Genomic DNA, 23240 nt, shown 5'->3' with positions numbered 1-23240 from the left:
TGGGCATTCTGTTTTTCTAAGCTGTTATTTTATTACAATAGCAAGCGATTCATATGGACGCAATGTAAATTTGTCCAATGTTGCCGGCACATCAGGATAGTTGGTCAGAATAACCTCCATATGTGCTTTTTGAGCTATTTCCTTCGGCAGTACAAATTCTGTTGGCTCCGCGTAAAAATTATTAACTACAACTAGCGACTCAGCACCATATTGGCGTACATAGGCATAAATCTGAGGATGCTCTGGATACAGCATTGTAAAATCACCGTATGCAATAACATCATGCTTTTTGCGTAACTGGATCAATTTTTGATAGTGATACCAGATGGAATCCTGATCTTCTTGCGCTCGCTGCGCATTGATAGATGGATAATTATTAGCTACATGAATCCAAGGAGTACCTGCCGTGAATCCGCCGTTAGGAGCGTCCATCCATTGCATTGGTGTACGTGAATTATCTCTGGATTTTTGTTTGATCGCCTTCATAATCTCCTGCTCAGAGATGCCTGTCTCCTGAAGCAAATGGTAGGCATTAATCGTTTCTACATCACGGTATTCCTCAATACGAGAAAAACCAGGATCAGTCATACCAAACTCTTCCCCCTGATAAATATAGGGAGTACCTTGCATAAAATGAAGAGCCGTACCCAGCATTTTCGCAGATTCCTTATGATACTTCTGATCGTCTCCAAAGCGAGTAACTACACGCGGTTGATCGTGATTGCACCAGAACAAAGCATTCCAGCCTTCACCTGCTTGCATTCCAACCTGCCATTCATTGAGAATGCTCTTTAGTTTTCCAAAATCCAACTCACCTGCAGCCCACTTTTGTCCGCTCGGATAGTCGACCTTCAAATGATGAAAATTAAAGACCATGCTGAGCTCTTTTTCGTCTGGATTGGTATAGCGAATACAATTATCAATCGTTGTAGACGACATCTCTCCTACAGTTAAGATCTGAGGATAATGAGAAAACACCTGCTCATTCATTTCTTTTAAATATTCATGGATGCGCGGACCATCCGTATAAAAACGTCGTCCATCCTCCATTGGGCTTTGTAGCGTATCGTTTTGGAAGCTCTGATCCTTGGAAATTACATTAATAACATCTAAGCGGAAACCATCCACGCCTTTTTTCAGCCAAAAATGCATCATATCATAAATTTCGCGTCGTAACCTCGGGTTCTCCCAGTTCAAATCAGCTTGCGTCACATCGTACAAATGCAAGTAATATTGCCCGGTTTGCTCATCCCATTCCCAAGCGTTTCCACCAAATTTAGACTGCCAGTTCGTAGGTGGATTGCCATCCACACCATCTTTCCAAATGTAATAGTCGCGATACGGATTATCTTTGGAAGACCTTGCTTGTTTAAACCATTCATGCTCAATTGATGTATGGTTCACAACGATATCCATAATCAGCTTTATATTGCGCTGATGAGCCTCATGCAACAAATCCTCAAAGGACTCCATAGTTCCGTACTCCGGATTGATCGTATAGTAATCACTGATATCGTAGCCATTATCTTTTTGTGGGGACGCATAAATAGGAGTTAACCAGATTACATCCACACCTAATTTCTGTAAATAATCTAATTGGCGAGTGATTCCTGCCAAATCTCCGATACCGTTTCCTGTTGTATCAAGAAAGCTTTTCGGATAAATCTGATACACGACTGCTTTCTTCCACCATGTTTTCTGCATTGCTTACACCACCATTTTTTGTAAAGACTTAATCTAGTTGTATGTGCATGACTTACGCGTCATAAATGTTAGTTGTTATGCTACAGACTTTGTCTCTTGCCCTTCTGCCTTTTTGCTACGCATTTTGCCAAAGATAATAGTAAGGACAAAAGGTATAACTAAAGCGATTGCCATTCCGACAAAGAACGGTAACCAATTTTGTGGGAAGATGGACAAGAAGCCCGGTAAACCACCCACACCAATCGAAGCGGCTTTCACCTTATTTATTGTAATAAATATAGCACCGAGTGCAGATCCAATCATCGCGGCGATAAATGGATAACGCATCCGTAGATTTACCCCGAACATAGCTGGTTCTGTAATTCCTAAGAAAGCAGAAATCGCTGATGTAAGTGATAAGCCCTTGCCTTTTTCATCGCGAATCAAAAACATCGTAGCTAATGAAGCAGAGCCCTGAGCAATATTAGAAAGCACTAAAATCGGCCATAAGAAGGTTCCGCCTACACTTGCGATCAATTGTAAATCTACTGCTAGGAAGGTATGATGCATACCAGTTACAACCAGCAAGGCATAGAAACCACCATAAATGAAACCGCCAACCGCTGCAAAATTATCAAAAATACTTACAAAGGCATCCGTAATAACAGTTCCGACTGAGAAGGTTAATGGCCCAATCACGATAAATGATAAGAAACCTGTCACTAACAATGTTACTGGAGCTACTAATAATAGCTTGAAAGCGTCTGGTACACGCTTATTCATGAATTGTTCTATCTTCGCTAAACAAAACGCTGAAACCAGAACAGGTAACACTTGACCTTGATACCCAATTTTTTCAACACTTAAGCCAAATAAATTCCAGTATGGCACTGTACCTTTTGCAACTGCATCTCCATATCCCCAAGCATTTAATAAATCAGGGTGGATCAGCATTAGCCCAAGCACCATCCCAAGAAGCTCACTGCCGCCAAAGCGTTTAGCAGCAGACCAACCGATTAAGGCAGGCAAGAACACGAAGGACGTATTGGCAATAAGATTAATGATATCTGCTAGGTCCTTCCATTGACCATATACCTGAATAAGTGATTGGTCTGGGAAAAATATCCCTTTCCCTGTCAAAACATTATTTATCCCCATTAGCAAACCAGCGGTCACAATTGCGGGTAGAATTGGGATGAAAATATCAGCTAAGGTTTTAATTGCTCGTTGTAGCGGATTTAATTTTTTTTCCGTAGCATCCTTTAGCTCCTGCTTGGAAGCCGTTTCTAAACTAGTAAGCTCTAATAAATGAGCATAAGCCTTTTCAACAAGACCAGGACCAATTACAACCTGAAACTGTCCATTCGCTGAAAAGGAGCCTTTTACTAGATCATTATTATCTAGCTCTTCCTTCTGGACCTTCTCCTCATCCAGCAAAGCAAGGCGTAAGCGCGTTACACAATGTGAAGCGGTTACAATATTTTCTTTACCGCCTAGCGCTTCAACGATCTCCTCCACGGACTTTTTGCTAACACTCATAGATGTACCTCCCCTTGGAATCGCTTTCATCCTTATTTGTTGATCTTAGTATAACTTGTATAGACAAGTTTGTAAACACTTGTTTATACAAGTTATACTAGACAAATTATTCTAAAGTACCGAGCGGAAATGCCCATCCCTGCATTATCAAGTCAACACTACATCTAGCATGCAGACTCAAAAACACCCTGCTCCGCTTTAACCCGCTAAAAAACCAACTACCTGAATTAGGCACTAAAAATCTCATGATATCTACTGACTGATACTGCTTTGAAAGTGATACTAAAGCGTTCTCTTTTTTATTTTTAAAAAAATAGAATTAACGATGTAAATTCGCGAAATCTATAAATCTTACAATCGGGATTGTTCGAAAAGAAGCCATATGCAGCATATGAATAGGAAATTTACTCCTATGAATGAGGGAAGGCATTCCAACATTGCCTATAACAGATATGAGAAAAAGCGAGGATTTTTATCGTGATAAACTTGGTTTTACCGTCATTTATCACGAAGGAGGATTCATTATTATGAAATATCATCATGTTGAGATTCAGCTTTGGATAGCCAGTGATGAGAGCTGGCGTAATCGAAATGATCTCTCGCTGATTGTTTCGGGTGCAGAATCGTTTTTTGCAGGTACAGCCAGCTGCCGAATCAGAGTGGAAAATATTGATGAGCTTTATCAGCGTATTCAACCGCTGGATATCCTGCATTCCAATGGTTAGTTAAAAGAGCAGCTGTGGGGGTGATCGTGATTTCAGCGTACTAGACCCGGACAATAACCTCATTACGTTGTTTGAACCCTTAAACATCAATAAGCAAAGGAAGTCATAGCCTATGTTTTATATAACAGGGCTGCCCAATAGAGGCATGAATTGTTCCTACATTATCTAGCTACTGCTTCACGTAAACGATTATTTCATCGCCTACGTGCAAAATCAGTAAACACAAATCGATCTGGACGATGTCGTGACTCTGTATACTCAAATATCGTACCGTCATATAAATGCACATAGTTGCGAACGACCACAACAAATCCAAATGCTTTCATATCCAGATACTCTCGATCTTTTCCTGTTGCTTGCTCTACTTGAATTACTCTTTGCGCAAACCCAATTTTTAATTCCAAATCATTCTCTATATAATCGTAAATAGATTTTTCAGCGATTTCAGGAGTCAAGCCTGCACACTTTTCTTTGCTAAAATAGTTGATATCCAATATGACCCTTTCTCCATCCAGCTTTCTTACCCGATATAAATGATAAACGTCTATACCATTTGGAAGATGAGTTTTTTGTTCCAGTTTTTTATCAATAACCAGCTCTGTAAAAAATGGCACAGTTGTCGAAAAGACCACTCCGCTATTTTCGTTAGCTTCTTTAAAGCTAACTAATCCACCAAAGGAAAAGCTAATTGTATTTTGATCTAATACAAAGACGCCCTTCCCATGCATGCTGTTCACAAGCCCTTCTTCTGCCAGCATATCTAAAGCACGGCGAATCGTGCCCCTACTAGTCTCAAACTTTTTACAAAAATCATTTTCAGAAGGTAATTTTTCCCCTGGTGGATACACTCCTTCAATAATTCCCTGTCTAATCTCTTCATAAATAGCAAGATATCTTCTGTTCATTATCCGTTCCTCCGTGTATCAATAGCCCTATCAATGCTTTATCTGTCTATATTCTCTATACCATACTACCAGAAGTTGTTAGGGATGAAAAAGAAATGGACGTAAATGAAAAAATCGGCTACTTAAAATGATCTTTGTTTCTAAGATGATAGATATTTTTCAAGAACAGGAAAATATCTGTATTTTCTTTATAATGTACAAACCAGAAAGAAAAGGAGAGGGCTAACTATGTCGACATCTAAATTAAAAGCGGGGATTATTAGGAAAAGTGCAGATCAAGGTACCCGTGTAAGCATTCTCCCCTAGTAAGCCTTAGCTTAGTAAAATAAAAAAAGGGACCATTCAAAAATGCTACTGAATGGTCCCTTTTTCCTTTTTTCTAATCCTATCTGTTACTGCTCCGGTTACTTACTGTACAAGTGTCCATACGGATGATGTACTAGGCTCTTCACCTTTTGTCCACCATTTTGCTTGGTAGGTTTTACCCTCGTAGGATACTTTTGCTCCACCTTGGTAGGCTTTGTCGCTGTTCCATTTTTGTATAGCATCGCCTACCTGCTTCCATACATCAGTGCTGTCGGGACGGTCGCCGCGAGTCCACCATTGAGCCTCATATTCTACGCCCTCATATATCACTCGATCACCAGTATTATAAACGTTGTCTTTATTCCATGTGTCACCGGTGTTCCCAGTCTGCTCTTTTTCGGTACGCACTGTTACTTTTTGTGAGAAATCAGATTTATTCCCTGCATGGTCAACAGCTACTACCATATAAGAATAGGTTGTGTCAGCCTTCAAATCTTTGTCTGTAAAGCTTGTTTCTATAGTCGTCCCTACTTGTCGGCCATCACGATACACTTCATAGGCGTGAATCCCATGTGGAGCTGCGGAAGCTGTCCAACTCAACTCAATTGTAGATGTAGTTTTGGCTGAAGAAACTAGATTATCTGGTACAGTTGGCAATTCCACTTGTTCGTCTTCTTTACTAGTTCTAACTGTGAATGGCTTGGACATTTCAGATTTATTTCCAGCGAAATCAATGGATCGAACCGTATATGTGTAAGCCGTATCGAGCGTCAATTCCTTATCTTCAAAATATGCCTGGCTAGTCTTACCTGCTAGACTACCATTGCGATATACTTCATATTCTTTGATACCTTCAGAGGCTGTCGATGCTGACCAGCGCAATTCAATACTTGTTGTTGTCTGTCCTGGAGAGGTCAGGTTACTAGGAATTGTCGGCAATTGTACCTCTGGTTCTGTTGGGTTACCATCGTTTTTCAAATTAACGTCGATTGCTTGATAAAAAGCATTCCCTGTGTCAGCGATTTCCCACACACCAAGGATGATATGGTAGCCACTGCGGTCGGTCGGAACATTAACAACATGAGACACTGATTTAGGGGGAACCTTGCCACCATCGTTAAATGTAGCAATGAGTTCAAGATCGTTGCGCCCTAATGGCTTGTTAGGATTCCAATCTTTTTTCGTTATATAATATTTCCAGTCACCTGTAGAATGTGGAGCGGTTAAATACCACGTAAAAGTATTTTTCCCACCTTCCATATCCACCTTTTTCCATCTACTATCGGTTTGGACAAAGAGTTCCTTATATTTTCCTGCTCCTGTAATCTCCCCATCTTTAGGTCCAGATTGTGGGAAATTACCTACTCCCTCTACACTTTGCGGTTCATATTGAATTTGACCGCAACCAACGTTTTGTCCTTGCTTACAAAGTAAAGCTCTACTCGTAGGTGATTCAATGTAACCATGTGCTGACGCGCTGCCTGCAAATACCATCGTACCAGCCATAGCGGCAAGCGTTATTCCAAAAGCTATAGAGCTTTTCCCAAAAACTGTTTTCCATTGCAAAGTCATTCTGTCTACCTCCTAGTATGTGATTTTCTAGGTTATACGAAATACTTTGTAACATTTGTTATTTTATTAAAATTGGTAGCAGATTAGATAGATTCTTTACGACTGAATTATCACATTACAATAGTCATATTTTTAAATCTACTAATTTTTAAAAGTAAAAGATTTGATTATGATAAAATCCAGTAAAATGATGGAAACGGCGATTCTTTCCTGTCTTTATTTTCTATGTAACTTTTTTTAGGATGAAAGAACTAGATTTATGTTATTATTACATTATTTTTTCTGCATAGGTTTTTTGACTCAAAAAAGCCGAATAATAGGCGTTTTAGTGACACCTATTATTCGGTCTATAATGAATCAGTATAGCGCCCGTTGATCACCAGCAAACCAGTGGGCACGTGGCAGTATACTTCCCTGTTTCATTTGTTGTATCGTAGAAAAGATAGGGCTTACCTTTTTCATTTGAGGAGCTTGTGGTGCTATAGCAGTCTTGCTTACATCGATCGAGACTTGCTCAGTAGCAGCGCTTTTGACCAGATTAACGTCTATCACTTGATAAAAAGCATTCGTGGTATCCGCAATCTCCCACACAGCCAGAATAAGATGATAACCACTGTGATCAGTTGGTACATTGCAGGTATGAGTCACCGTTGTACCTGGTCTGTTTCCACCATCGTAATAGTAGCAAAACGGAACTACGTCTAAGTCGGAGCGAGCAAGTGGTTTATTGGGATTCCAGCCATTTTTCGTAATGTAATACTTCCACTCCCTTGTGCTATGCGATGCTGTCAATCTCCACTGAAACGTATTTTCCCCACTATGCATCGTTACTTTTTTCCAACGATCAGCGGTTTGTGTATACAGCTCGGGATAGCGCCCTGCCCCTGTGATTTGTCCATCCGGTGGGCCAGATTGTGGAAAGGACCCTTCTCCTTCTACACTCTGAGGCTCATACTGAATGGGACCACAATTCATGTTTTTGCCTTGTTTACACATATAAGCCCGACTTGTAGGTGATTCCACATAGCCGTGAGCTGACACACGTTCAGCAATAAACATAGCCCCTGCTATCATTACTACTAGAAGTCCAAAAGCAACACATACCTTGATTGCCATCTTGCTTATGACGCACTGTTCTGTCATTTAATGACCTCCCATGATGTGGTAAAGCGAAGTTCTGACAAGACCGCCATACTCACCTCCATTTATAACATTAGTAATATTATAAAAATGGGAGCCATTATTTAGAACTTATTAAACTGTTTTTTTACAGTTCAGATGCTTTTTTTGCTATATAGTAAACTACAATTGGCTAATTATTCTGGTAACCGGGATTTCCTGGTGTTTTCGAATCCTTCGCTTTTGAGAAAAGACAATGTGCAAGAGCTCGTCTAATAGGAAGCGACACCGGCTCTTCTGTGCTGCTTCCAACGGCTGATATTGCTCCACGATTTGCTGCATGAATAGATATTGCCTGGTACGGAAGGAATTCAGTCATCCAGCCACTTTGCGGCAGATTATCATGATTCTTACTATATCGTATATGTTCTTCCGAGCACCCTCATCACATCATCAATCTTCCTGCTATTAGCGATAACCCCATGACTCATCCATGTCATAAAATCTACCTCATACACACAGTTTTTCTGAACAGCCGGAATGGATTGCCAAATCGGATGAGATAGCTGCCTTTTTTCTGCGCCTTCACCTTCGTCATGCCATTTATCAAATGTATAGAATAGATGATCTACATCCAACTCAGAAAGGGCTTCCCATGACAAGCATCTTCGCTTAGACTCTCCTTTCACTTGGCTTACGAATGGATGTGGTTTCATCTCTAAATCTCGATATAGTACAGGCCCTGTGTAAAGATAATCCACGCTGATATAATGGGCGGATACCCGCAGGAAAGCAAAGGTTTTCCCTTTTACAGAATGTGCCAACGCTTCCTTAGCCTTTGCTACCTTATTCTCGTATTGCTTGATTAACTGCTCAGCCGTATTCGTTCGCCCTAGCATATCAGCTACTGTACGCAGGGTCGAACGCCAATCATCAACAGGGTGCGAAATGACACTTGTACGTGCAATCTGCCTGCATTGATCATAGATACCTGCTAAGCTTTGAACCCCTTCTCTCACCATAATAAAATCTGGCTTATAATAGGATAGCTGATGAATGTCCTGTGTCAGGACATCGTGCGTCGGAATATGCTGTAGCCCAAGATAATCAAGCTTTCCCCATCCCCCATGTGACCACTGTACAATCGGAGTTACCCCTAATGCCAGTAAATAATCCTCTAAAAACAAGGAGACGATGCGAAGATCACTACGCAGATTATCCCGGTATTGTCCCGGGGCTACACCAACCATTTGTTTAAACCGACGATTAAAATAAAATTCGTTGTTGAATCCAACCCGCTCTGCTATTTCATGAATTCGATCGTCTGTTTTACTGAGCAATTGTTTAGCTCTGTCTATTCGTAATGTATTTACAAAATCAAGGGGAATCTGTCCTGTCATTTCTTTGAAAATGCGCGTATATTTATAACGAGCGACGTTAGCATCAGCCGCCAATTGATCTACTGTCATTGGTTCATAGTAATGCTTCCTCACATAGTCAATAGAGCGCTCCACTGCACGGCGTATGTCCACATGACTCTGAGAAGCATTTTGTTGAAACACGAAGCGGAGCAATTCCTCAAATCGTACATGATTAGAAAACCGTTCCATATCATCGGCATCGTTGCGATGACAATATATCGCTTCTACCAAATCAAGGCATTTAGAAAAAGGAGAGCAAACTACAGCACCCAGGAAAGGAAGTGAATCATTTTTACCCTCATCTACCAGTGTCACTTTAGAAGCAGTAGGTTGAATGGACAGCTTATTGAAAGTTAACTGATACAAGCATAATGAGTCATCTACCGCTTGGATGAATAGAGATTCCCCAGGTCCAATCATAAAGCAATTCTCCCGCTCCATATGAAAGCAATCCTCTTCTATTTGGAGCCTTCCCTTTCCATCAATCACCACAATTAAGCTATAGTCGCTTGTCTCATTATCATGCTGGTGATGTCCAGCAGGGAGCGTGTTATATTGGATATCTACTAAGAGAAATACGGTGCTTGGACTACTAATCAAGCTTGCTACCTGGTTCATCATACCACTCCATTGATAATAATTCTCATTCAAAATATTATAAAACAAAAAAGAAAGTTCTTCAACATAAGCTGAAGCCCTCTCTTCTTTTAGACAGATAACCTGCTATTTCGTTTTAGCAGAAAAGATTTTCAATAAATCATCAATCTTCATCGCATTCGCTTTAATCGAGCCTGATTGCCAGTGTGTTCTTTCTAATTGATAAACATTCCCCTTCTTAACCGCAGGGAGAGCCTTCCATAATGGGTCCTCTAGTAATGCAAGTGCCTGTTTATTCTCTTGTGATGTCCATGTCCCATTAGATGGGAATATAATAATATGATCAGCATGAAACTCTGGAATTTTTTCTAGTGACATAATCTCGTGAGTTTCAATCGTTTTCACAGGCTCATACGGCTCCAGCCCTAAATCTTCATAAATCATTCTTGTATAGGAGTTTTTGAGGCCAAAAAGAGCTAATGATGGCTTTTCACCAACGTTTAAACGAATAACCGCTACGGTCTGTCTACCTATTGATGAGTTCAGTTTTTCTTTGGCATCGGCTACTTTTGTCTGGTACGCTTGCAATACACTTTCAGCCTTTTCGGGCATCCCTATTATATCTGCTACTCTTTTTAACGTTTCTACAGCATTTTTATTAATAGAATCAGGCACCCGATAAGTAGGAGCTATCTTGGAATATGCTTCATATTTCGTTGCATCTACTCCACCATCAACAATGATTAAATCAGGATTAGCTGCAAGTAATGCTTCTATGCTGCCCGTTACATCAAATGTTGGTACATTTAGGCCCAGATAATCCTGCTTACCCCATGCTGGATGATACCACTGCACGATTGGTGTAACTCCTAATGCAACTAATGGGTCTTCTAAATAAATAGCGGCTATTCGCTTCGGATGTACCGGAATCTCGACTTCCCCAAATTCATCCTTAACCACACGTGTTTGTGATTGCTTAGCGGTTTGCGTATCTTTGGCCTGATTCTCACCTTGCTGTCCATTCTCCACGCTCTTTTGAGTCTGTGTGTCTACCTGCTGCGATTGTTTTCCGCACCCAGCAACAAGGCACATCACGACAAGCAATACAGCCATCCCAGCAATCATGTTCCAACGTGACCTTAGCATAATTCTTCCCCTCTCCTACACAATTACGATTTGCCGAAAAACTTATATTTGATAACGATTATCGTTATTGCTTTTATCCAAACAAATTGTAATGGATGCCCTATGCTTTTTACAATGCACGTTCTCGACTATTTTTTATACAAACACTTGTGAATTTCCCTTATCGGTTTAACAAACGATTTTTCCCTTTTTATATAAAAACAGCAGAGGAAATTACTCCCCTGCTGTTTTTATTCACATCATTTATAGACTGTAAGCACACTACACGACTGTATAGCTGCTCTATCATGACTATTCTTTGCTTTCGCTTTAGATCCCAGCTCCCACTTGCAATTTATCCCGAAGCTTGGCAAGCATATCTGTTGTCATTTTTTCCAAGTCATATTCTGCTTGAAAACCCCACTCCGCTTTAGCGGCTGTGGCATCAATTGAGTTTGGCCAACTGTCTGCGATTCCTTGTCTGATTGGGTCTACTTGGTAGTCCATTTCAAATGTCGGAATATGCTTCTTGATTTCCCGTGCAATTTGCTCTGGCTCAAAGCTCATCGCTGTCACGTTAAAGGCGTTACGGTGTTGTAATTTAGATGCATCTGCTTCCATCAAATTGATGATAGCGTTAAGCGCATCTGGCATATACATCATATCCATATACGTACCTTTTTGGATGTATGAGGTATAACGACCATTTTTAATTGCCTCGTAATATATTTCCACTGCATAGTCGGTTGTTCCCCCACCTGGAGGCGTTACGTAGGAAATCAGCCCTGGAAAACGTACACCGCGCGTATCTACTCCAAATTTTTGATAGTAGTAATCACACAATAATTCCCCAGAAACCTTATTTACCCCATACATGGTAACAGGACGTTGAATTGTATCCTGAGGTGTATTATCTTTTGGTGTTGTTGGTCCGAATGCACCGATTGAACTTGGCGTAAAAAATTGACAATTAAGTTCTCTTGCTACTTCAAGTGCATTTACCAATCCACCCATATTTAAATTCCAAGCGAGCAATGGCTTTGCTTCCGCTGTCGCAGACAACAGAGCTGCCAAATGCATAATGGTATCCACTTTGTACTTTGTAGCAATATCGTGCATAGCCTTTGCATCTGTTACATCTAAAATCTCAAATGGTCCCTCTTGCCCCTCGCCCTGACGAATATCAGTGGCAATTATGGATTCTGTTCCGTATACACTTCGTAGCTTCGTGACCAATTCGGAGCCAATTTGTCCAAGCGCTCCTGTTACCATTATTCTTTTCATGTGGGTTGACCCCTTTCTTCCTGTTGTTCCTTTTGATCAGTAGGGTTAAATAATTCCCATTTCTTTTCCTACTTTTTTGTAGATGGCCAACGCTTGATCTAGCATCTCTTTTGTATGCGCCGCAGTTGGCATATTGCGGACACGTCCGGTTCCTTTAGCAACCGTTGGGAATACAATAGCTTTTGCATAAACGCCTTCTTCATACAATCGCTTACTAAATTCCTGTGTTTTTATTTCATCACCAATAATGCAAGGTGTGATTGGAGTTTCACTGTCTCCGATATTAAAGCCAAGCTCCTTCAAGCCCTTCTTCAGGTAATTCCCATTCTCCCAAAGGCGATCATGTAATTCGGTGCTTTCTGTCAAAATATTGATGGCTTTGGTAATAGCTCCTACATCTCCTGGTGTAAGTGCAGTAGAGAATAAGAATGGTCTGCTGCGCACTTTAAGCCAATTAATCAATTCTTGTTTACCAGCTACATAGCCACCTACTACTCCAATCGCTTTGGACAGCGTTCCGATCTGAAAGTCTACTTTGTCAGATAAGCCAAAATGCTTCACGGTCCCTGCTCCCTTACCGAGAACACCTGAGCCATGGGCATCATCTACATATGTGATTAAATCGAATTCCTCAGCAATCTCTACAATTTCTGGTAGCTTGGCAATGTCTCCGTCCATCGAGAAAACACCATCTGTAATTACCATGATTTTATTGTACAGACCGGACTCTCTCGCCTCTTTTGCTTTTTGACGAAGATCATCCATGTCAGAGTGGTTGACACGGATGATTTTAGCTTTAGATAGACGGCAGCCGTCAATAATGGATGCATGGTTTAATTCATCCGATAGAATTGCATCATTTTTATCCATCACAGCAGAAATTGCAGCCATATTACAATTAAAACCAGACTGATAAGCAATAGCTGCCTCGGTATGTTTAAATTCCGCTAGTGTTTTTTCTAATGTAATATGGATATCCAGTGTCCCGTTAATGGTACGAACGGCCCCTGCCCCAACACCATACTTTTCGATCGCTTGGTATGCTGCATCTTTCAAGCGCTGATCTGTTGCCAAACCTAGATAGTTGTTGGAAGAAAGGTTAACCAGGTTTTTGCCTTTAATGGTAATCACAGGCCCATTGGCACTCTCCAAAGGATCAATAACGTTATAAAGGCCTTTGCTTTTAAGCTCTGCTAAATTCTCTTGTAAAAACTCCTGCAATCCTCTGCTGGACATCCTTTATCCCTCCATAGGTATCTTGGTTTTTTATCTTTACATAAATGAGATACTATCATTACATTTTGGTAAGGAAGACGGAATGATTCACTCCCTCCAGAGAAAACAAAAGTCCTCTCCGTATGTACATAACAATGTTGTATCAGCCGCAAAATCATCTTCCTATTCTAGTTTTAAAAGTACCACATGTGCCTCATAATGTCCACACAACAAACACAACATTTTTCAATATCATCTGTTAATTCATAGTAATCAGTCACTTAAAACCCTTTGATAACAAGCTTTCAACTTAAAAACCTTTTATCTGAATAATCAAGCAACCATCTTACCGTGTTTTTCTAGGAAGAACATCTGTCTTTTTTTGTATATTGCCATCAAGGTTCCCTATAAGCTTTGGATGTCTTTTTCAAAAGGACACTCTCAGCAAAAACAGCAAGGCTACCGACTACGCTCCTATTTCAAAAAAACTACCTCTGATCGGCAAAAAACCCAAGTAAAGGACTCACTTGCTTGTCCAATACTTGGGTGATCGGTCAAACGAAATGCTGATATACACATACCTCTATACAGGCTATCTTTTTCGACGATTGATTCCTTCAATCACTACTTCTTCTACATAATGACGAATTCTTTCTAAAATCCGGCGTGCCTTCGTTACTTCGATACGTGAGCCATTACTCATGGCAAAATGCTCTTCCAATTCCTCAAGAGAATAGTTTGAAGCAAATAAAGTTGGCAGATGATTGTTAATTCGCTGATTTAAAATAACTCCAATCACTTCATCCCGAATCCATGGCGTGACATTCTCCGCCCCTAGATCATCTAAAATCAAAACAGGAATCTCCTTTAATAGCTCCAGTTTACCTACATAGGATTGATCGGAGAGGGATTCTTTCAATTCTCGAATGAAATCTGGAACGTAAACCATTAAGGAAGAAATGTTGTTCTCCGATAGTTCACGTGCGACAGCAGCCATCAGATAGCTCTTGCCAACCCCAAAGCCTCCGTGAACATATAGCCCTCGTGCAGCCTGCTTCTTGTTGTCTCTCATTTCTTGGCAGAAACGCATCGCCAGACGAATCGCTTCTTTATTGGAATCATCCATATCCATATGATGAAAGCTAGCTTGAAGTGTTTCTTCAGACACGTAGTAGCTTCGCATCATTTTACGAGTACGCTGTGTTTCTTCATATGATAATTGCTTATCACAGGGGCTTAGTGCGGATACAATATGCTTGTTTTGCACCTGTAGCTTATTCGTATGTCCCTTTACTAAATTAGGACATTCTGACAGTCCGGGGCAATTCTCACAATAATAGTGCTCCTTCACCGACTCATACACTGCCGAAAGGGAGCGAAACAAATCCTCCCTAGTTAATTCAGGATGCTTCTGTAGAAAGGCTTTTAGATAGAGAGACGAGCGCATCATTTTATCCAATTGTTCATCCGGACTTAAAATATGCCGTGGAGTTCGCTTAGCTAACTCCTCCATGAATTGACGCAAAGGTTCCATCTAATGTTCGCCTCCCTTCATCGGCTGTCGTAGTGATTCGTATAATTCTTTAAGCTCTGGATCATCCATAATGGTTTTTTTCACTTGCTTTACGCGTTTTTTTCGATCAGTATCAACTGCCTCTGCTTCTTCACGATCGAGCTGTCGCTGTACAGCAGCAGGCAGCTTATCCTGTAGCAATGCTCGTGAATTACTGCGCCGGCCCCTGTTAGAGGATAATCCACCTTTTTGGGAAGCTGCTAGAGATTGAGCCGTCTGATTCTCCATAGCCTGATTCTTAGCTTCTGCCCGTTCCAAAATAACCCTCACTGCTTCCTCTACGGTAGAAATGGCTTTGGCTTTCCAGCTATCTCGAATCGTTTCCACGTAAGCTTTTGGCAATTCCATTTTCGTTTCACGCATGGCATATAAGAGCAAAGCATTTACTACCTCTGACGGCATTGAATCTGTGAAAACCAAGCTCTCTGCCCGTTCTAAAAACGCACGTGAAATTCTACCTCCCACCGCTTGCTCTAAAATAATCAGCGGTGAAAGCTCTCGACAGATTCGTAGAAAAACCTCCGTTCCAGGAGCTGGTATTTTCCCAGGACCGAGATGCTCCAAATAGGCATCGGCTAAAGAACGGCGCTCACGAGTTAGCTGGTTATTTACATATCGCTCGCGTATTCGTTTACGCAATAGTTCTGTGCTAAGAGTCCCTTGAGAATCATAAAGATTCCAATCCCGCAGCTCTTGGCTTAATAAATAGCTATCCACTTGATAAAAAGCGAGCAACTGATAAAAAAACGGAATGCTTTCCTGCGTTACTACCTTAGAGGCTTGTACATGACTAGGGAGGCTAGCCCGCAAAAAGGATAAATCCAATTGTTTGTCTGGCTCCGCTTCATAATGATTAGCTAGGGAGGCTGTAGGATGTTTTTCTTGCATGTGAGCAAAAAATCGATCCGTTTCCGATCCAGGGCGAATTTCCAGCTCAGAAGCTGACAAATTATGATATACCTCATAGAAGCGCTTGGTTACATCTTCTTCATACGGATACTCCTCCGCCAGATTCCCCCATAGCTGATCAGCATAGGTACGGCGAAGCTGCTCGTATTTGACTTTGCCTACTTGATTTAACAGCATAACGGGAAGAATATCTTCCTGAAAAAATTGAGCCGGAGTTAGCGGTGGCAAGACAATATACTCATAAAAAAAGTCATGTTCGCGATTCTCACGACGACGGACCTTTAATAAATCCATCGCTTCTAAACGTTCTCTGGCTTGCAGTAAGCGATCCAACGGCAAGGATGTCATCATCATTAGACTCCGGTGCGTTCCTTCGCTTGCTGCTCCACTCTTTTCATCCACCTCGTGCATTAATAATTGATACAACGAATAGGATGACACCCCCAGCAAGGGCAAATAAAGATGGGTTATGAATCCCATCTCCATCATACTCAGCGGCCTTATGAATCTCACTAAATAGCGATCGTTGGGCGCAAGTTCGTTCCACATGACACGCATCGACCAAAATCCTTCCTTACGTTCATAGTTTCTCTATTATATCATTTCTTCTGTCATGTTACGTAGGAGAGGTTTGGAAGCTTAGAGAAAAAAATGCTTCTTATTCTGATTTATTCACTTTAGGCGGCTGATTCCGCGCTTGTTCTAAAAGCTCTTCCAATTCTCGCATAAATACATTAATATCTTTAAACTGACGATAAACTGAGGCAAACCGAACATAAGCTACCTCATCCACATGGTACAGACGCTCCATGACCATTTCCCCTACCTCTTTGCTAGGGACCTCAGCCTTCCCTTGACTACGTAGTTCTCGTTCAATTTCATTTACAATATTCTCTAATATCTCCAGTGTCACAGGACGCTTTTCGCAAGCACGAATCAACCCACGTAAAATTTTATCGCGGCTGTACTCTTCTCTTGTTCCGTCCTTTTTAATAATTAATAGTGGTGTTTCTTCCACCATTTCAAATGTAGTGAATCTTCTGCCGCAGTCCTCGCACTCTCGACGGCGTCTGATTGATTTGTTGTTATTAAATGGGCGGGAATCCAATACCCTTGTCCCATTAAATTCACAAAATGGGCAACGCATTAGCCATCATCTCCAAAATGATTACTCAGTTAGATCAACATCATTCCAAAAAAGAAAGACTTGATTTTATTCAATAAATTTGCGTGTAAATTATTGAAGTTTTTCTTTAGAGTCCCATATCCAGTAAGGTTAGTCAAGGAAAAAGCGAATATCCTATTCCCATTTGTCCATAATTTTTTTAAAATGAGATAGTATCTAACAGCAAGGGAGGGTTCTTGCATGCGCCTAGTCTCATTGCGACATGTTCAACCTGGAATGAATTTGGGAAGGACCGTTTTTACAGATGATGGGAAAGTCCTGCTTGGGGCAGGTATGGAGCTAAGTGAAAGATTGGTAAGTGGTCTACAACGCATGGGAATTGATTCCGTCTACATTGATGACCCACACACATCAGATATTGAGGTAGAGGATGTTATACGTCCAGAGACAAGGCAAGATGCTTTGGAAGTCATACATAAAACCGTGCAACAACTACGGAATACGAATAAAGTTGCTCGTAGGGTCTCTGTCAAAGACATGGGCATGCATTTCCAGCAGGTCTTTCATAAGATTTTAAATGATCTATCTGGTGCAAAGGATATCATGATTCATCTAGCTAACATCTCCTCTCACTCGGGAGCAATGTATCATCACGCCGTTAACGTCGCTGTCATGGCTACAGCCGTTGGGATGTCGCTTGGCTACAACACGACGCAATTACGTGATTTGGGAATCGGGGCACTGTTACACGACATTGGAAAAACAGCGCTACCAAAAGAATTGCTTGAAAAAACCGAGCGTTGGAACGAGGCTGAAATGGAGCAAGCCAAAGAGCATACACGCCTTGGCTTTGATATCATTCGGAAACAACACGATATTTCATTATTATCTGCTCACGTAGCTTTCCAGCATCATGAACGAATGGATGGAAGCGGTTATCCGCAACAGCTACAAGGGGACAAATTCCATGAGTATGCGCAAATCGTAGCTATTTGTGACGTGTATGATTCTCTAACTACCCCAAGACGTTGGAGAAAACGCTATATGCCACAGGATGCGCTTGAATACCTGCTTGGATCAGGCGGCTATTTGTTCCATCATCATTTAGTAGATGCCTTTCGTAAGCATATCGCCGTCTTTCCACTTGGGAGCGGAGTCGTACTCAATAATGGAGAAAGCGGCGTAGTCTGTAAGGTAGATCCAGAATGCTGTCATCGTCCAACGATACGCATTTTGCGAGACGGGCGTGGCAATGACCTGCTTACCCCGTACGAAGTTAATTTGAAATATAATTTAAAACTATTTATTACTCAATTTGAAGACGAAACATTATTTACTTTTATGGAATCTAAGCATATTGCACCGGACTTGTAATCATCTAGTTTATTTCATTTACAACCAGCAAAACTCCCTCTTACAAAATGCTGAGAGGGAGTTTTGCTTTGCCTCGATTTATTCGTGTCTGTATTGCTGATAAAATTGATAAATCAGCTCTGCCGCTTCTGCACGTGTTAGATTTTTATTTGGCTCTACCTTCGTCCCCTTCGGTGCGCTCAGATAACCTAAAGCATGCGCTAGCGTATAAGCAGGTACTTGTTCTGCTGTTACATCTGGATAAGGGGATTGAAAGATATCAGACTTGGATAGTAACGCTCCAAATTGTAATGTCTGCATAAACATTTGTATCGCTTCAGAACGTGTAATGGCACGATCAGGCTCAAAGCGGACTGTAGATGGTATGATTTTGAATTGAGAGGCCTGAGAAATGGCAGCATAATACGGATGATTTGTAGGTACATCTGAGTACGTATAAGGCTTCTCATCATTTTCATCGTCATAGGATCGATAATCGTGACTCAGCTCGTTTGATACGCTAATCATCAATCCTACAAATTGAGCCCTAGATATCTCCTTATCTGGCTCCAGCTTTCCATCCTCTAGGAAGAACAGCCCTCTATTTAGCATATTGCCTAGGGCTTCTTCACTTTTGTGTCCCTCAATATCAGTAGCGGACTCAGCATCACTAAATCCCCATCGGTCTAATAATTCACCAGTAGCCGCGTTTACAGATTTCTCATTCCCTACATAACGATAGACAAGCTGTATTGGAATCTCTTGAGAAGACTCCTTTACAGACTCATCTGCTCCTGACATATAGAAAGGGGCTTTATAATAAGTAAGCATTACTTTTTTCTCTTTTATCTCCTTTTCTATCGCTTCATTCTTTGATACCTGAATTTTTTCGAAAACATCATTACTTCGCAAAGGGGAGCCATTTTCCCTTTGATAGAGCCAAACTTCAGTGACTTCATTAGTAAATTTATTTACTTCTACCTCGATGTCTAGGTCATCAATGGGAGTATCTTTATATAAGTATCCAAATGTAAAAATGTAAGATTGCCCCTTATCGCCTCTAATGTAAGGGTCATCTCCTGTTTTAAGATACAACTGTCCCGTATGATCAGGGTAAAGGCTTTTGATCATTTCTATTGCTACCTTTTCCGCTTCTTTCTTATCAATCGCTTGTTTCCCTTTCGTATTTTCCGATGCTTCGTTGTTATGTTTTGAAAAGGCAAGGAATTGGCCCTTGTCATTTATCTTAATTCTTATTTCTTTCTCATTAGATGGGGAGCTTTGATTCGTTGAAATAAATCGAAATGACCAATCCAATGTTTTGATACCTGAAGCGTCAGCACTGGAGCCTGTCCCACCTGATCCATTATAAACCCAGCCTTTAGCTAGCTTTTCAGCCCATTTCTTTGCAATTTGTTCTGCCTGGTCTTTGCCGATTTTTTCAGGCGCTTGATTTTTTGTAAATGTAATTTTATCGCCTAATGGGATGATTTTATTGCTAGTTTCCGCTTTGCGACCATTTGGACTGATCGCCTCTCCACTATTTGCATCCAAAAACTTTGCACTATTGTTGCCATATATATAAACAGGAGTATACGTTACATCCCCGCTGTTCCTCTTCTTATACCTATCAGATCTCATGTATCGTACCTGTGGATCTAGTAGTCCCTTTAGTGTTTTCTCCGCTTGTTCTAGGGAAATGGCTGCCTTAGGAGAGGGAATTTTTCCGTCATCCCACGTAAGATGATAGGACGTAATTTCACCATCAGCATCAACCTTAATCGTTACTCCATTTTCAAGGAATGGAATTTCGTCAGACATACGGGTATGGACAAATGTATAATGATTGTTATTCGTCAATGGGACAATTTCATTTGCTTTACTCAAAGAATCTTTTTTTGATTTAGCTACCTTTTCAATAAAAGCCCATGCCGTTTTTTCCGCTTCTTTCTCACTAACCGCCTTTTTCACCGTTTTATTGTTGCGTGTATATTTATAGAAATCAATCAATTCTCCTGTTTGAGCATTAACTGATGCATGAATATATTTGTTGCTTTTTTTATCACTTGTCTCCCAGCTTATCGACCAGTATGGAGAGCCTGTTCTCTCGTCATCTATTTCTAATCGGGAATTTCTTAGTTTGTAATCCGCAGGAATGGTAATCCATTGCCGTACACGCTCTTCCACTTCTTTTTGTGTTAATAGCTTATCATAAGCTCCCTTCTTCTCCTGTGCATACAATACAGAAGCGCTTCCTGACATCTCAAATGGAGCTACTAACATACCAGCCGCCAGCACACATCCGCTACCTACAGCTATCCACTTACGCAATGATAACCTGTTCATCTCATTCCTCCTCTTCTTGTACACTGCCTTTCCAATCATATTAATTATAGCAATATTTTACATGAAACTAGATAAACGAATGATATAAAATCCATTACTGGAATGATTATGCAAGATTTTTGGGTTACAAAATAAAAAAGCCGATTTCAGCACTTATGAAATCAGCTTTTTTTCATAAATTCAAATAACAATTATTTTTCAGAATTAAAATGCCAAATGCAGCCAATTTATCCGTGTGTACTGCCTGTTAAAATCCGTTTCGATTGATTTACATGCTCTGACACATGCTTTACCAAATCAAGAACACGGCAGGAATATCCCCATTCATTATCGTACCAAGCAATGACCTTTACATGCTTATCACTCATCACCATAGTGGACAGACCATCCACGATTGAGGAATTTTCATTACCATTAAAGTCAGTAGAAACAAGAGGTGCATCCGTATAGCCTAAATAGCCTTTTAAAGCCCCTTCGCTTGCTTCGCGCAGCACCCGATTGACCTCTTGTGCAGTGACATTTTTAGAGATTTGTACAACCAAATCGACCACAGAAACATTTGGAGTAGGTACACGTAAAGCAAAACCATTCAGTTTGCCATTTAATTCTGGCAATACTTTACCTACCGCTCTGGCTGCTCCTGTTGTCGTTGGAATAATCGATTGGCCACAAGCACGTGCGCGGCGTAAATCCTTATGGGGGTTATCCAGATTAACCTGATCGTTCGTGTAGGAATGAATCGTAGTCATAAGCCCGGATTGAATCTGAAACGCTTCATGCAGCACCTTAGCTACAGGCGCAAGACAATTGGTCGTGCAAGAAGCATTCGAAACAACATGGTGATGCTCATGATCGTATTGATCATCATTGACACCCATAACAATGGTCGCGTCCTCTTCTTTACCAGGTGCAGTAATAACTACTTTTTTAGCACCGCTTTTTATATGCTTCTCGGCACCACTACGATCTGTGAACTTCCCAGTCGCTTCCACAACCACTTCAACCCCAAGCTTCCCCCATGGTAGGTTCAAAGGATCGCGATCGGATAACACCTGTGTGTTTTTTCCATTAATTACAATGCAATTGCCATCTACAGTAACGTCATGGGCTAAGGTCCCATGAACGGAATCATATTTTAATAAATGAGCTAGGGTTTCAGGAGGATAGCTAGCGTTAATAGCCACAACCTCGATGGATGGATCTTGGATCGCTTTGCGAAAAACCATGCGCCCAATACGTCCAAACCCATTTATCCCGATTTTAATTGTCATTTTATGTTGACCCTCCCTGAAATAAGTTACTCTAATCACTATTAATAATATATTAAGTATGTCATATTTGACAATGTGTTTTACTTAAAAACAGCAAATTTGGGCAGTTTGCTACATGATCTGCCCAAGCAGTAATAATTAGATTTTCCAAAAAGAATGATGCCCGTGATCAGGCAAAGCAATATCCAGAGATTTGATCAAAAGACCGCTGCTATGTTTTGGTAAGCTTTACATATCAAACAGAAAACTTGGAGGGGAGAAGCTTTCCAGATGAATGAACAAGAACTGGCAATCATTCAATCTCTTCACTGTATAGAAGAACAATTATTTGATGAAATCACTGTTTCTGATTTGGCTCGACAAGCTGGGTATTCAATCGCTCATTTTCATGCTTTATTTCTTAAACACGTAGGATTTCCCCCCTACGAGTACATAAAAAAACGCCGTTTAGCAAAAGCAGTCTCTCTGCTTTGTTCCTCTACTCAAGGCATTTTAGATATTGCAGTTACACTAGGCTTTGAATCACAGGAATCATTTACTCGCGCCTTCAAAAAGGAATACCTTATGCCACCTGCCATCTATCGCCGCTATATGCAAACACTTTTATTCAAACAGGAGGAGCTTTCTATGAATTCAATCTCTACCGATCTAAAACCCACAGGTTGGATGCTACAAGGTACCAATCCTGGAGCCTATGAGATGGGGGTGGACTATAATAGCATTCACCACGGTACATGTTCTGGCTATCTTCGTTCGAAACACCCTCATCCAGAAGGATTTGGCACGATGATGCAGATGTTTCAGGCACACAAATACCTAGGTAAGCGCATGCAATTAACAGGATTTATTCAAACAAAGTCAGTGACAGGCTCGGCAGGCTTTTGGATGAGAGTGGATGGAAGTGAGGAAGAGATATTACAGTTTGATAATATGAGTAATCGTCCTATTCAAGGGACCACGGAATGGAATATGTATCGCATCGTATTGGATGTCCCTGCTCATAGTGAAGCGATTGCATTTGGCGCATTCCTACAGGGCGGTGGTCAGATTTGGGTGGATAGTCTTCGTTTTGAGGAAGTAGATGTAAAAACACCCGTAACGCACCTAGAGACCTCTCCTGAATTGCCTGAGGAGCCTATTAATCTACTGTTTGAGGAATAAGAAGATTCGT

16 protein-coding genes and 1 pseudogene are annotated in these 23240 nt (G+C 40.9%); 3 read left to right on the top strand and 14 right to left on the bottom strand.

What is annotated here, in order from left to right; genetic code table 11:
* Window positions 1-24 precede the first annotated feature (24 nt).
* Together treC and treP are read right to left on the bottom strand one after the other, a co-directional pair.
* Window positions 25-1704 carry an alpha,alpha-phosphotrehalase gene (gene treC, locus BRLA_RS04640; protein ID WP_003335208.1) on the bottom strand — a complete coding sequence of 560 codons (1680 nt, stop codon included), beginning with the start codon at window positions 1702-1704 and terminating at the stop codon, window positions 25-27.
* A 75-nt stretch (window positions 1705-1779) separates the two neighbouring features.
* Window positions 1780-3222 carry a PTS system trehalose-specific EIIBC component gene (gene treP / locus BRLA_RS04635; RefSeq protein WP_003335209.1) on the bottom strand — a complete coding sequence of 481 codons (1443 nt, stop codon included), beginning with the start codon at window positions 3220-3222 and terminating at the stop codon, window positions 1780-1782.
* 416 nt (window positions 3223-3638) lie between these two features.
* On the opposite strand from treP, the pseudogene BRLA_RS04630 reads away from it, so the two are divergent.
* A pseudogene (locus tag BRLA_RS04630) lies at window positions 3639-4056 on the top strand (bleomycin resistance protein).
* An 85-nt stretch (window positions 4057-4141) separates the two neighbouring features.
* Here BRLA_RS04630 and treR read toward each other — a convergent pair.
* From treR to nrdR, 10 genes are all read right to left on the bottom strand, one after another.
* A complete protein-coding gene (gene treR / locus BRLA_RS04625; RefSeq protein ID WP_003335211.1) occupies window positions 4142-4852 on the bottom strand; it encodes a trehalose operon repressor in 711 nt (236 codons plus the stop codon).
* A 408-nt stretch (window positions 4853-5260) separates the two neighbouring features.
* Window positions 5261-6730, bottom strand: coding sequence for a lytic polysaccharide monooxygenase (locus BRLA_RS04620; protein WP_003335212.1), 1470 nt, complete (start codon window positions 6728-6730; stop codon window positions 5261-5263).
* A 357-nt stretch (window positions 6731-7087) separates the two neighbouring features.
* Entirely contained in the window at window positions 7088-7804 is a 717-nt protein-coding gene (locus tag BRLA_RS04615) for a lytic polysaccharide monooxygenase (RefSeq protein ID WP_423752634.1), read from the bottom strand.
* A 458-nt stretch (window positions 7805-8262) separates the two neighbouring features.
* The gene (locus BRLA_RS04610) at window positions 8263-9891 is read right to left on the bottom strand and encodes a helix-turn-helix domain-containing protein (protein WP_003335215.1); all 1629 of its coding nucleotides are present in this window, start codon (window positions 9889-9891) and stop codon (window positions 8263-8265) included.
* 102 nt (window positions 9892-9993) lie between these two features.
* On the bottom strand, window positions 9994-11013 hold the full coding sequence (locus tag BRLA_RS04605) for an ABC transporter substrate-binding protein (RefSeq protein ID WP_003335216.1): 1020 nt from the start codon (window positions 11011-11013) through the stop codon (window positions 9994-9996).
* Window positions 11014-11322: 309 nt separating this feature from the next.
* Window positions 11323-12276, bottom strand: a complete 954-nt coding sequence (locus BRLA_RS04600; RefSeq protein WP_003335218.1) for an L-threonine 3-dehydrogenase — start codon at window positions 12274-12276, stop codon at window positions 11323-11325.
* Between the two features lie 45 nt (window positions 12277-12321).
* Window positions 12322-13512, bottom strand: coding sequence for a glycine C-acetyltransferase (locus BRLA_RS04595; protein ID WP_003335219.1), 1191 nt, complete (start codon window positions 13510-13512; stop codon window positions 12322-12324).
* Between the two features lie 571 nt (window positions 13513-14083).
* Complete coding sequence (gene dnaI, locus BRLA_RS04590; protein ID WP_003335220.1) at window positions 14084-15025, bottom strand: primosomal protein DnaI; 942 nt, start codon at window positions 15023-15025, stop codon at window positions 14084-14086.
* Window positions 15026-16531: a DnaD domain protein gene (locus BRLA_RS04585; RefSeq protein WP_003335221.1), complete on the bottom strand. Its 1506-nt coding sequence runs from the start codon at window positions 16529-16531 to the stop codon at window positions 15026-15028.
* 100 nt (window positions 16532-16631) lie between these two features.
* Window positions 16632-17120 carry a transcriptional regulator NrdR gene (gene nrdR, locus BRLA_RS04580; RefSeq protein WP_003335222.1) on the bottom strand — a complete coding sequence of 163 codons (489 nt, stop codon included), beginning with the start codon at window positions 17118-17120 and terminating at the stop codon, window positions 16632-16634.
* A 219-nt stretch (window positions 17121-17339) separates the two neighbouring features.
* On the opposite strand from nrdR, the gene BRLA_RS04570 reads away from it, so the two are divergent.
* Window positions 17340-18473: an HD-GYP domain-containing protein gene (locus tag BRLA_RS04570; RefSeq protein WP_003335223.1), complete on the top strand. Its 1134-nt coding sequence runs from the start codon at window positions 17340-17342 to the stop codon at window positions 18471-18473.
* Window positions 18474-18551: 78 nt separating this feature from the next.
* Here the strand turns inward: BRLA_RS04570 and BRLA_RS04565 are convergent, their stop codons facing one another.
* Window positions 18552-20798 (bottom strand): YcdB/YcdC domain-containing protein, encoded by a 2247-nt coding sequence (locus tag BRLA_RS04565; RefSeq protein WP_003335224.1) that lies wholly within the window; start codon window positions 20796-20798, stop codon window positions 18552-18554.
* 227 nt (window positions 20799-21025) lie between these two features.
* On the bottom strand, window positions 21026-22069 hold the full coding sequence (locus BRLA_RS04560) for a glyceraldehyde-3-phosphate dehydrogenase (protein WP_003335225.1): 1044 nt from the start codon (window positions 22067-22069) through the stop codon (window positions 21026-21028).
* 270 nt (window positions 22070-22339) lie between these two features.
* On the opposite strand from BRLA_RS04560, the gene BRLA_RS04555 reads away from it, so the two are divergent.
* Complete coding sequence (locus tag BRLA_RS04555) at window positions 22340-23230, top strand: helix-turn-helix domain-containing protein (RefSeq protein WP_003335226.1); 891 nt, start codon at window positions 22340-22342, stop codon at window positions 23228-23230.
* Window positions 23231-23240: the final 10 nt, after the last annotated feature.

Source organism: Brevibacillus laterosporus LMG 15441 (assembly GCF_000219535.2).
In the GTDB taxonomy this organism is placed as follows: domain Bacteria; phylum Bacillota; class Bacilli; order Brevibacillales; family Brevibacillaceae; genus Brevibacillus_B; species Brevibacillus_B halotolerans.
This window is presented reverse-complemented; position numbering and strand designations above follow the sequence as displayed.